Source organism: Paenibacillus sp. SJS-P3 (genome assembly GCF_056711585.1).
The window spans coordinates 3,265,489-3,279,980 of sequence record NZ_CM160043.1; the positions used below are offsets into that span (position 1 = coordinate 3,265,489).

Here is a 14,492-nt window from a genome sequence, read left to right on the forward strand (position 1 = left end):
ATCAGGTGCTGCCGATGAATGGCGGGGCATCGCCTGCCCTCAACTCTTCCGCTGAACGGGAATGAGCTCTATCGCAGCATCGGCAGAGCCCTTGCCTGCTGCCCCGATCATCAAGCACCAACCCGCAAGCGAAGTTGCCGTCTCCGAGCGAAAGCTATTCGGCTCCGCCGTTCTCCTCAGACGCCTTGACGTCTGCCGGGGCGCCGCTCCCGGCTTCCGTGACCAGCTTCGTCCAGTTGCCTTCCTGGCGGACGAGCCCTTCGCGCATCAGCTTGCCGACGGCCCGCTTGAACGCCCCCTTGCTGATGCCGAACTTGTTCTTGATGATTTCCGGAGGAGTCTCGTCGGAGTAAGGCATCGCCTGTCCCGGACGTTCCTTGATGAACGCGAGGATGCGGTCCGCGTCCTCCAGGCGCCCGACCTGCTTGAGCTGGCCCATCGACAGGTTGGCGCGGCCGTCCTCGCGGACGAAGGTGACCCGGGCGCGCACGCGCTGGCCAAGGCGCAGCGGCTCCGGACGCTCGGATGCCGGAATCATGCCGTAAGCTCCGAATCCGATGACATCGCCGTCCAGGACGACGAAGGACCCCATCTGCAGCGTGCGGCTGACCCAGCCTTCCTTCCATTGGTTGCGCCAAGTCGACGGAACCGGGAACACATGCCCCGCCAGATCGTCCTCGCGCGCGAGCTTGCCCAGCAGGCGGCCGCTTTTGTCATGCGACAGCGTGACGTACACTTCATCGCCAGGCAGCGGACGGAGGTCGACGAGCTCCGGCAGCTCCGAGAGCGGCAGCAGCAGCTGGCGGCCGAGGCCGATCTCGAGGAAGCAGCCGAGACGAGGGTGGATGTCCGCGACAGCCAGCCGCTTCAGCTCGCCGAGCTGGATCAGCGGCTTTTTCATCGTCGCGGACAGACGGTCGTCGGTATCGTGGAACAGGAACACTTCCAGCTCCTGCCCTTCCTTCGGCTTATGTCCGTTCGTCTCGCTGTAGTGCAGCAGAACTTCCGTATCCTCTTCGTCTCCGAGGCTTAGAAAAAAGCCGAAGGGCGACACTTCGCGCGCCACCCTCAGCTTCAATGTTTGTCCGGCATAAGGAGTCATGCGAACTCCACGACCTTGGCGTCGGACCACAGTCTCTCCAGGCTGTAATAGTCGCGCTCTTCGCGGTGGAATACGTGCACGACAACGTCTCCGAGGTCGATCAGCACCCAGCGTGCTGTATCCATGCCTTCAAGGCCACGCATCGTCACGCCGCCCTCCTGGGCGCGCTTGCGGATCTCCGTGGCGATCGCTTGCACTTGCGTATCGGAATTGCCGTGGCAGATGACGAAATAATCCGCGACGAGGGAAATATCCTTGAGGTTGAGCGCGACGACGTTGCCCGCTTTTTTATCTTCGGCCGCCTCGACGGCGGCCTGCAGCAGTTGTTCGGAATTCAGGGCCATTCAGTTGCCTCCTAATGTCTATTGGTTATAGTCGTGATCAGGTCGTTCCGTGCAGCCAGTGTCAGGGGATAGATTATTTTTCCCTTCTCCAGCAAAAATCGTATCGTAGAATCGAAACCGGCTCTAAGCGCGGCATCGAGGTCGGTCTCGGCAAGCTCCCGGATGCCGTCCACGCCGGGGAAGTCCCGCCCCGGCTCCATGTAGTCCGCGAGACAGACCACTTTGTCCAGCAGCGTCATGCCGGCCCGGCCGGACGTATGGTAACGGACGGCGTCGAGCACCTCGATATCCGTAACGCCGTAGTCCCGGCGGGATATCCACGCCCCTGCGGGCGCATGCCACAACTCCTTGTCGTAAGACAGGATGCCGAGGTCGGCGCCCTCCTCCCGGATCGCTTCCTCCATCCGGTCCACCGGCCAGTATTTGGCCAGATCGTGCAGGATGGCGGCCAGCTCCGCCTTGTCCGGATCGGCTCCGAACCGCCCGGCGAGCACGATGGACGTCGAGATGACGCCCTGCACATGCTGCCAGCGGCGCTCAGGCATGCCGGAGCGAATCGATTCGATCATCTGCTGCTTATCCATCATGGCGGTACAGTCCCTTCTCCAGAAGGTAATCAAGCGCCGGCTCCGGCACGAGGTACCGGACCGACAAGCCCGCTCCGAGGCGGGCCCGGATCGCCGTCGAGGAAATCGCCAGCCGCGGCATCGAAGCCAGCAGCAGACGCTCTCTCAGCTTGGCCGGCAGTCTGCCGGCCGCAGCGGTCGCGGATGCCGCCGGATCGCCGTCGTCGGACGGCCGGTCGACGCCGATGAAGATGATCCTCTCCGCAAGCTCGCCGATCCGGTGCCATTTCGGCAGATCCCCGATCCGGTCCGTTCCGATGATGAGATGGAATTCCGTCTCCGGCATCTCTTCCTGCAACTGCAGGACGGTATCGTACGTGTAGCTGATTCCGCCGCGCTTCAGCTCGATATCCAGCGCCCGGAAGCCGGGATGGGCTTGAACGGCGAGCCGGACCATGCTCCAGCGGTCTTCCGGAGAAGCCCCCGGAGCGCGGTCCTTGAGAGGAGGCCCGGCATTGGGGATGAACAGCATCTCGTCCAGCCCGCATGCTTCCATCGCCCTCTCCGCAGCGATCATGTGCCCGATATGAATGGGATCGAACGTGCCTCCCATGATGCCTGCCTTGCGCATTGTATCCCCTCCTCCCCATGCCCGGCAGCTTCGGTATTACGGAAGGTGCAGCCTAGCGGGGAAGCACGATCGTCTTGTAGTCCTTGGATTCCTTGTACAATACGATCGTCTTGCCGATCACCTGCACGAGCTCCGAGCCGGAGCCTTGCGCCAGCTGGGCGCCGACTTCGCGCGCATCCTCGTCGCAATTGTTGAGGAGATTGACCTTGAGCAGCTCGCGCTTCTCGATCGCTTCCACGACATGCTTGACCAGCTGCTCGTTGAAGCCGCCTTTGCCGATTTGGAAAATCGGGGTCAGATGATGCGCCATCGAGCGCAGATGTCGTTTTTGTTTGCCTGTCAACATAAAATCACATACCTCTCTATGGTGCGGACTTCTCCTGCATCGCCTGCAGGACGGCTTCCCTCATCGCTCCGGTCGGAGCCGGTAGGCCGGTCCAGTATTCAAAGGCGTAAGCGCCTTGGTAGATAAACATGCCGAGTCCGCCATGCGTGCGGAGGCCGAGGCTGCGGGCTTGGGCCAGCCATGCGGTTTCAAGCGGGTTGTAGATCAGGTCGCTTGCGACCGCGTCCGGCTGCAGCAGCGATACGTCGACAGGGCATGCGTCTACATTAGGATGCATCCCGATCGAGGTCGTATTCACGACGAGATCGGCTGAGCGGAGAACGTCCTCCGCCTCGCTGCCGGACTGCGGGAGCGCCCGCACCTGTCCATGCGAGGCAAAGGCTTCCGCCAGCTCTCTGGCGCGCTCCTCCGTCCTGTTCAGCACCGCGACCTCGGCAGGGCCTTCCTTCAGCAGCGCGTACAGCACGCCTCGGGCGGCCCCGCCGGCTCCGATAACCGCGATGCGCTTGCCTCGCAGATCGGGCAGCGCCTCTTCCTTAAGGGAGCGGACATAACCGATTCCGTCCGTATTGTAACCGGTCAGGACGCCGCCTTCATTCACGACGGTGTTCACGGCTCCGATCAAGCGGGCTCCTTCATCGACATGGTCCAGATGGCTCATGACGTCCAGCTTGTGCGGAATGGTCACGTTGACGCCGCGGATGCCCATCGCCCTGACTCCGGCCCAAAAATCGCCTAACCGGTCAGCCGCGACATGGAAGGCGGCATAAGCGCCGTTCACTCCGGTCTCGCGGAAGGCGCGGTTCATCATGACCGGCGATTTGGAATGCCGGATCGGGTCGCCGATGACGCCGTACAAGGTCGTATGGCTGTCTATCTCCATTCCGGTCATCCCATGCGTCATTGCCATCATGCCGTCAGCTCTCCCGTCTATGTCAGATTAAAGCTTCGCGGACGAGAACCTTGACTCCCTTGGGCGCATAGACTTCGATCTGCGCTCCGCTGGTGCCGTTGACGCGGATCCATCCCAGGCCCGAGACGAACACGTCGGACTCGCTTCCTTTTGGAATGCGCAGGGAATGGCGCGTCCAGGCCGGCATCTTCTCGAGCTCTTCCCGCGAAGGCGGGGCAAGCAGCTCGCCCTTGTGCTGGGCATAGAGATCGTCGGCGCGCTCCATCTTCGTCCGGTGTACTTTCATCGCATTGGCCGTGTACAGCGTGAAGCTGAGATTGGCTCCGGCCGCATAATCGAACCGGATCAGGCTTCCGAAGAACAGCGTCTGGCCGGCATCGAGCTGATAGACGAGCGGCTTGATCGGCTTGTCCGGCAGCAAAGCTCCCAGAACGCCGCGCGGCACGAGCTCCGTCAAGCGCGAGCGGTACACGATGCCCGGCGTATCGACGATGGCTTTGCCGTCGTCAAGCGGGATGCGGATCTCGTCGAGCGTCGTTCCCGGGAACCGCGATACGGTCAATTCCCGGTCCAGATCGCTGTAGTCGGAAATGAGCCTGTTGATGAGCGTCGACTTGCCGACGTTGGTGGCGCCGACGACGTAGACGTCGCGGCGGCCGCGCAGCTCCTCGACCGCTTCCACGACCCGCTCGAAGCCCATGCCTTTCTTGGCGCTGCACAGGACGATATCGACCGTGCGCAGTCCTTGCGCCTTGGCCTGCCGCTGCACCCAGTTGCGGATGCGGTTGTAGTTCGTTCCCTTCGGAAGCAGGTCGATCTTGTTGACGACGAGCAGCACGGGGTTGTTGCCCACGAAGCGCTGCAAGCCGGAGATCATGCTTCCTTCGAAGTCGAACAGGTCGACGATATGCACGACGAGGCTGTCGGTAGATGCGATGCCGCCGAGCAGCCTCAGGAATTCGTCATGGTCCATGGACACCGATACGGCGTCGTTGTAGTTGCGGATGCGGAAGCACCGCTGGCAGATGACGGCTTCGCCGCCCTTGGCCGATGCCGGGACGTATCCCGGCTTGTCCTTGCTGGCTGACTGAAGCGCGGCTCCGCAGCCTGCGCATCCTTGCTTGTCCAGTTGTTTTTCGCTCACTTGCTTGTTTCCTCCTCCTGCCACAGGCCCTTGCGGCGCAGCCGGGAGAGGGCAATCCGTTCCAGCAGCCGGTTGATCCGGGTGCCGAAGCCTTCATCCGCCGGCGAGATGGGAGCTACGAGTATCGTATACAGCCCCATCCGCTTGCCTCCCAATACATCGGTCATCATCTGGTCGCCGACGACCACCGTCTGTTCCGCTTCCAGGCCAAGCACCGCCAGCGCCTTGCGGAACGCTTGGGTGGACGGCTTGCGGGCCGCATGGATGAACGGGATAGCCAGCGGTTCGGCGAATCGGGATACCCGCGTCTCGTGGTTGTTGGATACGACCACGACTTGGAAGCCGAGTTCCCTGACCCTGTCGAGCCAGGCGATCAGTTCCGGAGTCGCCAGTGCGGTCCGGGCGCCGACGAGCGTGTTGTCGAGATCGGTGATAATGCCTCGAACACCCTTCTCCTTCAGCAGATCAAGATCGATTTCATATATAGATTTCACGCGCATGTGCGGCACCAGCCGTTCAAACATCGCTTAGTCTCCCTTGCTTAGAGCCTGCTATCTTACGAAACTATACCATATTACAGGATAACGGCGCAAAAAGGAACCGCCCTGTCAACAGGAGCGGTTCCTTTCCCGAACTTTGCCGGCTCGGCCCGGATCAGCCCGGCTTGCCGAACCTGCCGAGCACGCCTTTGACTTTGCCGGCGAAAGCCTCGGCGTCGCCGTATGAAACGGGCTGTCCGCTGTATTTCACTTTCTCGAAATCAGCCAGGATAGCCTGAAGCTCCCGCTGCAGATACTTGCGCTGCTTCGACCATCGCAGCACCGCCTCTCTCAGCGTCTCGTGATCCTCCTTGACCAGGCCGCCCCGCCTGGCGGAGCGGATCAACCGGCCGGTATCCCACGATATCCGCTCCTCGGCAGACAGCGAACGGATGCGCAAGCGGCGCCAAGACTCGGCAAGGATATGCCGGTTCACGAATGCCGCAGCAGCTGCGGCTGCCGCCAGGACGATGCCCCCGATGACGTAGACGTAGGACGGAAGGGCGAATCCGGATGCCTCGGCAGCCTCCGTGTCCATTTCCGGCGCCGCGCTTGGCGCCGGCGTCGGGGTGGCTGCCGCTGCCGCATCGTCGGCTGCCGCCGGATACGGATAAGCGAAGCCTGCTGTCGGCTCGAACGGAATCCAGCCGTAGCCTTGGAAGTAGATTTCGACCCAAGAGTGGGCATCGGAGTTACGCACCGTATAGGTATCGCTTTCCATCCACTCCTCAGGCCCGCCGCGCATGCCGCCCGGCATCGGAACGCGGTTCGAGCCGGAAGCATAGCCTTTCACCCAGCGGGTCGGCAGATCCACGGAACGGGCGAGGACGGCCATGGCCGACGAATAGTAATCGCAGTAGCCTTCCTGAATCTCGAAGAGGAAAGAATCGACGAAGTCGGCGCTGACCTTCTTGCTCGTGTCCGGCTGATTGGTGTAAGGAAAGTTCGTCTTTAGATACTCCTCGATGGCGACAGCCTTGCCGAAATCGGTCGGCTCGGCAGACGTCAGATCGCGCCCAAGCTGAGTGACCCGGGCCGGAATATCCATCGGCAGCTGCGTGTACATGCCCTGCAGCTGCTGGTCCGGAATGATTGCCTGCGCGGACTTGACGCCGTCGTCCACAAGCGTCTGCTCCGAGACGATGGAATAGGTTTTGGGGTACGTCTTCTGACCGTTCTCATACCGGAGCTCCATCGAGGATGGATACCAGCCGCCCGAGCCGGAAATGTCCTTGGAACCGTTGAACGACTCCAGTATTTTGATGGCGGAGGCGCCGAACAGGACCGGGAACACGTCTTTGCGGGCCATCTTGAACTCTTGATTAATCTCCACCGTTTCGGCAGCGGAACGATCCCATCCAAACGGAAGCTCATCTCCCGCAGCAAACGGCATGAGCTTCTCGTTCTTCTCGAGCTCGCTGTCTTCCCAGCCTTTACCGGTATAGTCCGATTTCGTCTCGCCTCTCCAATAGCTCTTGCGGTCCGACTTGACCGTCATGACCGGAGAATAGTCGTAGTTGAAGCCCCCGCCCAGCTTGCCGTCCTCGCGGCTGTAGCCCGACTTGTTGCTCTGCTTGCTGGAGTTTGCCGGCGCAACGCCCTTGTCCCCTACGAAAGACTGGACTTGCTCGCCCTGGGCTTCCTTCCATACCGTGTATGGATCCTTGATGATCGGCGGAATCTCGGGAACGAACAATCCCGTCGCCATGACGAGGGAAAGCACCAGCACGATCGGCAGGAGAAGCTGCGCAGGATAGCTCTTCAGCCTCGTCCAGCTCGCCGGATGGTCCCGCTGGAAGCGGGCGAAGTGCTCGGCGATCAGCCAGACCAGTCCGGCGAAAATGACGATGGCCGTGTTGTCCCATAGATAGATCGGCGTGAAGGAATCCGTCACCGCCAGGACAAGCAGGCATACCGAGGTGAAGCCGACGATGCGGATCCGGATGCGCGTCCAGGCCGAGAAGAGAACGTAGACTATCCACACTCCGAGCGCGATTTCCAGAAACGGATGAAGGGCGGCAAGATTGTCGGCCAGATGAGCCAAGCGGCTGTCCATGAGAATCGGGTCATATGGCGTCCACTGTATCGGAGCGGCGGCATAGAGGATGACGCCGATGGACGCGAGCTGGAGCAGGACCCGGTATATTCTCCGCAAAGGCAGCAGCTCGATCAGAGCGGACATCCCCAGGACGAGGTATGCGACCCGGAACGTCTCGGACCACCAGATCTTCTCCAGCACCGACAGGCTGCTCGCGATCATGACGGCTGTCAGAAGGCCGCTCAGCATGACGAACCAGCGGGCGGAGGTTGCGTTCATTGCTTGGGCAAGCCCCAGGCAGCGGCGGGCTTTCCTGCCTTCAGGCATCGGCGGCGACCTCCCTTCCGTCAAGCGCGTCCGGCAGCTCTTCCAGGCTCGAGATCACATAGACAGGCCCGCCGTAATCGTGGAAAGAGGCGCTGTCCGTTCCGGAGGAACGGTCCTCGATCTTGATGCAGCAAGGATTCATGCCCCGCCGGGACAGCATGGACATCGCCCGGCGCACTTCATCCGGACCGGCGTCCGTCACGAGCACGGCCAGCGAGCCGCGTTCAAGCACGGCCTCCGCCTCCGACAAGGCGGCATCGATTCCGTCCGCTCCATCGTTGTCCGCCGCGGTGAGCAGATCCATCGCCTGATGAAGCTGATCGCCGCCGCTGCCGGAACGGAGAATGCCCGGGACCCGGGATGAGATCCAGAGTCCCATGGACGTGTTGCGCCGGAGGCCGTGCTGGAACAGGGACGCCGCCGTCGATACGGCGATCTCGAATCGGGCTTCGGCGCCTGGAGCCTGGCGGCGGCAGGCATCCAGGAGCACGATCGTACGCGGAAGCGCCTCGCGCTCGAATTCCTTGGATTTCCACTGTCCGGTCTTGGCGGTCGCCCCCCAATGGACGCGGGAGAGTCGGTCGCCCGGCAGAAACTCCCGGATGCCGTTGATCTGGGTCGTCTCGCGCGAAGCCCGGGGAGCCGAGGCATGCGAATAGTTGCCTTTCGCCCCTCTGCGCACCCGCTCCCAGCCGCGAAGCTCGATCGTCCTCGGCCTCACGGCAAAAGCATCCGCCGATTCGAAATGGCCGGTATGTTCGAAAAAGCCGAACAAATCGCGCGTCGAGCATTCGGTCGGCAAAAACCGGTAGATGCCTCTTTCCAGCGGCGGCGTCTTGTAGGAAGCCTGCCCGCTCCGCTTCACATTCGGCACGAAGCTGATCTCGAACGGGATCTCTTCGCTGCCGTTGCGCTGCAGCCGTTCCCGGACAAGCACGTAGGGGACGGGATAATAGCCGGGCAGCTTCATGCTCAGGCTTACTTCCTGAGAGCTTCCCGCGCTCAGAACCGCCTGGGCTGCCGGCGACTGGTCTCCGGAAGCCCTGATCCGGCGCTTGCCCGATATGCCGCGGATTCCGCTCCAATAACCAAGAGAAATATAAAGGATGAGTCCGTTCAGGATGCAAAAGATCATGACGGCGGTCTTGCCGCCTTGAAAAAGCATGTACAAAAGGCTGGAGACGTAGATCAGCGCCAGCAGCCGCCACCTGAAGGCGGACTGGCGCCTCCTTGCAGGGATCAAGCCCATGCGTCAGCGCTCCAGCCGGACCGGCACCTTGGTCCGGCCGATGACGTCCTCGATGACCGTCTCGGCGCGGGTGCCGCCAAGCCTCGCGGCCGGCTTCAGCAGGAGCCGGTGCGAGAGCACGTGGACGGCGAGCTGCTTGACGTCGTCCGGGATGACGTATTCCCGCTTCTCGATCAGCGCGCGGGCTTTGGCGGCCCGCATCAATGCTACCGCGGCGCGCGGGCTGGCTCCCAGCTGCACGCCTTCATGCTCGCGGGTGCTGCGGACGAGCCGGACCAGATATTCTCCGACCGCTTCGTCCACATGGATCTTCTCCGCCAGCTCCTGGAGCTTGACGATGTCGCCGATCTCGGCGACCCGTCCGAGCAGATCGGAAGGATGGCCGCTTTCCTGCTTGAGCACCATGCGCCTCTCTTCGGCTTCTCCCGGATAGCCGAGCGACAGCCGCATCATGAAGCGGTCCATCTGGGCTTCGGGAAGCAGATACGTTCCCTCGAACTCGATCGGATTCTGGGTCGCGATCAGAATGAACGGACTCGGCAGCGAATACGTCTCCCCGTCCACCGTGATGCTTCTCTCCTCCATCGCCTCCAGGAGAGCGGACTGGGTCTTCGTCGTCGCGCGGTTGATCTCGTCCGCAAGGACGAGATGGGACATGATCGGACCCGGACGGAAGATGAACTGCTCCTCCCGGGGATGATAGATGGTCAGGCCGGTAATATCGGTAGGCAGCAGATCCGGATTGCACTGGATGCGTCTGAAATCGCCCCCGATGGAGCGGGCGAGAGCCTTGACGAGCTGGGTCTTGCCTGTGCCCGGAACATCTTCGAGCAGCAGATGGCCTCCTGCCAGCAGGGCGATCAGCACGAGCTCGATCTCGCGCTCCTTGCCCAGGATGCAGGATTCCAGATTGCGGCGAATGTCCGTGCACAGCTGTAGATCGGATGCGTAGACTTCCATGTCCATGACTCCTTCCGAAGACTGCTTCCCCTGCGAGAGCGGTATTTTATTAGTTTACAAGAACCGACTATATCTAACAATAACATCCGTTTCCAAAAAAAATTGGAGAATCCCACAGAGGGATTCTCCAATGCATACGACAGTCAGGAACAAAATGTTTCGCTCATCCCTTCGGACGGACGACGAGAGCGGCCAGGAAGGAGAAGATGATCGCCGCGCTTATGCCTGCGCTGGTGACCTTGAATATTCCGGATATGACCCCGATCCATCCCGTATCGTGCAGCTCGGTCAGCGCGCCGTGAACGAGCGAGTTGCCGAAGCTCGTGATCGGAACCGTGACGCCCGCGCCGGCGAACTTGATCAGCGGCTCGTACCAGCCGAAGCCGTCCACGATGGCTCCGACGACGACCAGCGTCGCCATCGTATGCGCCGGCGTCAGCTTGCCGACGTCGAACATGAGCTGCCCGATGACGCAGATCGCCCCGCCGATCAGAAACGCCCATAAATAAATCATGCGTACACCCCGCTTTGTTCAATAGACACCGCATGCGCGATGCAAGGAATCGTCTCGCCCTGCTGGAACGACAGCGGCGAAAGGAGCGCTCCCGTCGCCACGACGAGAATCCGCTTCAGCTCCCCCGACTGGACGCGCTTCAGCAGATGTCCGTAAGTGACGACTGCCGAGCATGCGCAGCCGCTGCCCCCGGCCTGCACCTTCTGCTTGTCAATATCGTAGATCATCAGGCCGCAGTCGTTGAATTGCGTCTGCTCCATCGGGACTCCGTTGCGCTTGAGCAGATCGGTGGCGATGCCGTGGCCGACTGTCGCCAGATCACCGGTCACGATCATGTCGTAATCGCCCGGCGAGCGGCCGGTATCCGTCAGATGCATCTGGATGGTATCGACCGCAGCCGGCGCCATGGCGGCGCCCATATTGAAGGGATCGGTGATGCCGAGATCGACGATGCGGCCGATCGTCGCGCATTCCACGACCGGTCCGATGCCTGCAGGCGCGACGACGGCCGCTCCTGCTCCGGTAATCGTGTACTGCGCCGTAGGCGGCTTCTGCGACCCGTATTCGGTCGGATACCGGAACTGCTTCTCCGCCGTGCAGTTGTGGCTGCAGGTTCCGGCCAGCACGGATTTGCCCGCGCCCGAGTTGACGATCAGCGACGCGATCGCCAGCGACTCCATGGACGTGGAGCAGGCTCCGAAGACGCCCAGGTAGGGCACGCCCAGCGTCCTGGCGGCGAAGGTGTTGCTGATGATCTGGTTCATCAAGTCCCCGCCGACGAAAAACTCCAGCTGCTCCTTCGTCATGGAGGCATTTTTCAGCGCGAGATCCGAAGCCTGCTCCAGCAGCAGCCGCTCCGCCTTCTCCCAGCTCTTCTGCTGCATGTCCATTTCAGGGTGGATCAGGTCGAAATCAGCGGCAAGCGGCCCTTCTCCCTCGTCAGGGCCGACAACAGTAGCCGTCCCGACAATGACCGGACGGTTCTCGAACCACCAGGTCTGCTTTCCTCTTTGCATCTTAAGGCTGCCCCCCAGTACCCAGGATGAGATGCGCGATGCCGACGAAGAAAGCCGCTACGGTGCCGAATACGATCACCGAGCCTGCCAGCTTGAACATATTCGCCCCGACGCCAAGGACAAGCCCCTCGCTGCGATGCTCGATCGCTGCCGAGCACATGGAGTTGGCGAAGCCGGTGACCGGCACCGCCGTGCCCGCTCCCGCCCACTGGGCGATCTTGTCATAGACGCCCAGGCAGGTCAGGATGACGGAGATCAGGATCAAGACGGCGACGGTCGGGTTCGCCGCCTTGTCCACAGGCATTTTGAAGGCATGCATGAAAAATTCCTGGATGCCTTGGCCGATCAGGCAGATGAAGCCGCCGACCAGAAAGGCGCGTACGCAGTTGCTAAAAACGGAGCGGGACGGCTCCCTCGTCTTGGCGAACGCCTGATACTCCTTCGGCGACATCGTCATTTTCTTGAAACCTTCGCGCCGCGTGCTTTTGTTTGACATCGATGCTCCCCCTTGCTGGCCGCTATCGCAGGCGCCGTCCGGCGGCGCAGCATCGCAGGCCATGAATTCGAGGTTATTATTCGCCTTTCTCTCATGTATTATCCAACTTTTCCGCTCCGCCATCGATTGCCAGCCCGAGCTTGCTTCCGCGGGGCATCTTAATTAGATGGCAGTAGAAAATAAGCCGGGCCGCTTCACTTGCGCAGCCGCTGAAAGCAGCATCCCTTTATTTACTTTAGTCGTGAAGTAGGATAGTATACGTTACTGGTACCCTAAAAAGCTCACACACAATGTCAACCGAGGGGCCTGGAAAGAAGGAACTTATTCATGAGCCACATTCCCAAGCCTGCTTCCGGCCGAAGCAGGCTTCTGACTGCGTCGGCGATCGCAGGAATCCTGCTGATCGCCGCCAATATGCGCGCAGCCATAACTTCCGTCGGGCCTGTGATCGACCAGATCCGCGGCAGCTACGGCCTGAGCAGCGAGATGTCGGGCCTGCTCACCTCGCTTCCCCTCATCGCCTTTGCGGCCATGTCCCTGCTGGCTCCGCGCATCGCGGACCGCTTCGGCGCAGAGCGCTCCCTGCTTTACGGGCTGCTCTTCCTGATTGCGGGCATGCTGCTGCGGACATTGCCCGCCGCAGCCGGACTGTTCGCCGGCACCGCCCTGCTCGGTCTGGCGATCGCTCTCAGCAACGTCCTGCTGCCGAGCATCATCAAACGTGATTTCCCGGCGCGGATCGGACTTCTGACCGGCTCCTATTCGGTGACGATGAGCATATTCGCCGCCACCGCCTCCGGCGTATCCGTCCCGCTGGCTTCCGTGCCGGGCTGGGGATGGAAGGGGGCGCTGCTGATATGGGCGCTGCTGGCCGCTGCCGCGCTTGCCGTATGGATTCCATATTCCCGGAAAGCGGCTCCGGCTGCCGCTTCCTATAAGGCAGGGTCGTCGCCGAGCATGTTCCGCTCCTCGCTGGCCTGGAGAATCACGTTCTTCATGGGCATCCAGTCCATGACCTTCTATGTGACGATCGCATGGCTGCCGGCGGTATTCCATGAGAATGGGATGAGCGCCTCCGCCGCCGGCTGGATGCTCTCGCTGATGCAGTTCGTCAGCCTGCCGACTTCCTTCTTCATGCCGGTATGGGCGAGCCGCATGCGCTCCCAGGTGCCGCTCGTGCTCGTGTCCGGCGCTCTGTCGCTGAGCGGCTATTCCGGACTCCTGTTCGGCAGCACAGACATGACCTGGCTCTGGATCACGCTGCTGGGCCTCAGTCAGGGAGCGACCATTTCGCTGGCCCTCACCTTCTTCGGCCTCCGCACGCGGAACGCCGGGGAAGCGGCGAAGCTGTCCGGAATGGCGCAGTCGCTCGGCTACCTGCTGGCGGCGCTTGGACCGATCGTGTTCGGCTCCATCCATGATCTGTCCGGCTCCTGGAAGCCGGTGCTTGCAATCCTGCTCGGCCTCTCCTGCATCGTCATCGTGCTTGGCACCGGAGCCGCCCGCAATCGCTACGTCGCAGCAGAGGAAGAATCTTCTCTACCCGGCCGTTCCGGCCGCTTGAGCAACAGCTGATCCCATTCGATCCTGACCCGCCCCTACGGCGGGTTTTTATTTTTGGCTCTTTTTGGCATGATTAGGCTTCTCTAAGAAAATATCCGCCTTCTATCAAGCGATGCTAGAATAGCGGTACATCGCCAGAAGGAGGAACATCATGAATCTTTTCCTGCATCTTCGCAAGACCGTCGCCGGCGTCGCCGCATTATCTCTCATCCTTGCCGCGGGTAAAGCGGCAGCGGCCAAGCCCGTTCATGCCGCGCAGGCCAGCAGTACATATGCTGCAGCCTCGGCATCCGCATCGACAGCATCCGCCAAGGCCGACCGCATCATTGCCTATGCGGAGTCCTTGAAAGGAAAGGTCAAATACGTCTACGGAACGAACAATCCTGCGAAGCTCATCTTCGACTGCTCTTCGTTCACCAAATATGTCTTTGCTTCCCAGGGCGTCTCGCTCAAGTGGGGATCGACCGCGCAGAGCAAGCAAGGCACCAAGGTCAGCAAAGCCAATCTTCGCAAGGGCGATCTTATGTTCTTCACCGTCGGCTCCTCCAAATCGATCGGACATGTCGGCATCTACATGGGGAACGGGAAGTTCATCCACAACACGATCGGCTCCAAAGTGAACGGCATCCTCATCAGCAGCTTCGACAGCGGCTACCAGAAGCGGTTCGTATCGGCAGCGCGGGTGCTCTGACCGCCAGCCGTCAAAAAAAGGCCTTCGCGCGATGCGCGAAGGCCTTTTCTGTG

Annotated in this window: 16 protein-coding genes; 2 read left to right on the forward strand and 14 right to left on the reverse strand. The window is 61.4% G+C overall.

The genetic code is table 11. The features are described from left to right. Positions 1–154: 154 nt before the first annotated feature. From AC06G8_RS15025 to spoVAC, 14 genes are all read right to left on the reverse strand, one after another. On the reverse strand, positions 155–1,102 hold the full coding sequence (locus AC06G8_RS15025; protein ID WP_480283225.1) for a CvfB family protein: 948 nt from the start codon (positions 1,100–1,102) through the stop codon (positions 155–157). Next, positions 1,099–1,446, reverse strand: coding sequence for a ribosome silencing factor (rsfS, locus tag AC06G8_RS15030; protein WP_447661530.1), 348 nt, complete (start codon positions 1,444–1,446; stop codon positions 1,099–1,101). Before rsfS ends, AC06G8_RS15025 begins: the two co-directional genes overlap by 4 nt. 11 nt (positions 1,447–1,457) lie before the next feature. After that, entirely contained in the window at positions 1,458–2,030 is a 573-nt protein-coding gene (gene yqeK / locus AC06G8_RS15035; protein WP_480285452.1) for a bis(5'-nucleosyl)-tetraphosphatase (symmetrical) YqeK, read from the reverse strand. After that, a complete protein-coding gene (nadD, locus tag AC06G8_RS15040; RefSeq protein WP_480283226.1) occupies positions 2,023–2,643 on the reverse strand; it encodes a nicotinate-nucleotide adenylyltransferase in 621 nt (206 codons plus the stop codon). Before nadD ends, yqeK begins: the two co-directional genes overlap by 8 nt. A gap of 52 nt (positions 2,644–2,695) precedes the next feature. Next, positions 2,696–2,989 carry a ribosome assembly RNA-binding protein YhbY gene (yhbY, locus tag AC06G8_RS15045; RefSeq protein ID WP_480283227.1) on the reverse strand — a complete coding sequence of 98 codons (294 nt, stop codon included), beginning with the start codon at positions 2,987–2,989 and terminating at the stop codon, positions 2,696–2,698. A 16-nt stretch (positions 2,990–3,005) separates the two neighbouring features. Next, the gene (aroE, locus tag AC06G8_RS15050; RefSeq protein ID WP_480283228.1) at positions 3,006–3,902 is read right to left on the reverse strand and encodes a shikimate dehydrogenase; all 897 of its coding nucleotides are present in this window, start codon (positions 3,900–3,902) and stop codon (positions 3,006–3,008) included. 22 nt (positions 3,903–3,924) lie between these two features. Continuing rightward, positions 3,925–5,046: a ribosome biogenesis GTPase YqeH gene (gene yqeH, locus AC06G8_RS15055; RefSeq protein WP_447661534.1), complete on the reverse strand. Its 1,122-nt coding sequence runs from the start codon at positions 5,044–5,046 to the stop codon at positions 3,925–3,927. Continuing rightward, entirely contained in the window at positions 5,043–5,570 is a 528-nt protein-coding gene (locus AC06G8_RS15060; protein ID WP_480283229.1) for a YqeG family HAD IIIA-type phosphatase, read from the reverse strand. The genes yqeH and AC06G8_RS15060 overlap by 4 nt, the downstream gene beginning before the upstream one ends. Positions 5,571–5,700: 130 nt before the next feature. Further along, the gene (locus AC06G8_RS15065; protein ID WP_480283230.1) at positions 5,701–7,950 is read right to left on the reverse strand and encodes a DUF4129 domain-containing transglutaminase family protein; all 2,250 of its coding nucleotides are present in this window, start codon (positions 7,948–7,950) and stop codon (positions 5,701–5,703) included. Beyond that, entirely contained in the window at positions 7,943–9,199 is a 1,257-nt protein-coding gene (locus tag AC06G8_RS15070) for a DUF58 domain-containing protein (RefSeq protein WP_480283231.1), read from the reverse strand. The genes AC06G8_RS15065 and AC06G8_RS15070 overlap by 8 nt, the downstream gene beginning before the upstream one ends. Before the next feature lie 3 nt (positions 9,200–9,202). After that, positions 9,203–10,159, reverse strand: a complete 957-nt coding sequence (locus AC06G8_RS15075; RefSeq protein WP_447661537.1) for an AAA family ATPase — start codon at positions 10,157–10,159, stop codon at positions 9,203–9,205. Positions 10,160–10,322: 163 nt separating this feature from the next. After that, on the reverse strand, positions 10,323–10,673 hold the full coding sequence (spoVAE, locus tag AC06G8_RS15080; protein WP_447661538.1) for a stage V sporulation protein AE: 351 nt from the start codon (positions 10,671–10,673) through the stop codon (positions 10,323–10,325). Further along, positions 10,670–11,689 (reverse strand): stage V sporulation protein AD, encoded by a 1,020-nt coding sequence (spoVAD, locus tag AC06G8_RS15085; RefSeq protein ID WP_480283232.1) that lies wholly within the window; start codon positions 11,687–11,689, stop codon positions 10,670–10,672. The genes spoVAE and spoVAD overlap by 4 nt, the downstream gene beginning before the upstream one ends. A gap of 1 nt (position 11,690) precedes the next feature. Next, positions 11,691–12,185, reverse strand: a complete 495-nt coding sequence (gene spoVAC, locus AC06G8_RS15090; protein WP_480283233.1) for a stage V sporulation protein AC — start codon at positions 12,183–12,185, stop codon at positions 11,691–11,693. Positions 12,186–12,512: 327 nt separating this feature from the next. Between spoVAC and AC06G8_RS15095 the strand changes: the two genes are divergently transcribed. Both AC06G8_RS15095 and AC06G8_RS15100 read left to right on the forward strand, forming a co-directional pair. After that, entirely contained in the window at positions 12,513–13,760 is a 1,248-nt protein-coding gene (locus AC06G8_RS15095) for a CynX/NimT family MFS transporter (protein WP_480283234.1), read from the forward strand. A 139-nt stretch (positions 13,761–13,899) separates the two neighbouring features. Next, positions 13,900–14,439 carry a C40 family peptidase gene (locus AC06G8_RS15100; RefSeq protein ID WP_480283235.1) on the forward strand — a complete coding sequence of 180 codons (540 nt, stop codon included), beginning with the start codon at positions 13,900–13,902 and terminating at the stop codon, positions 14,437–14,439. Positions 14,440–14,492 lie beyond the last annotated feature (53 nt).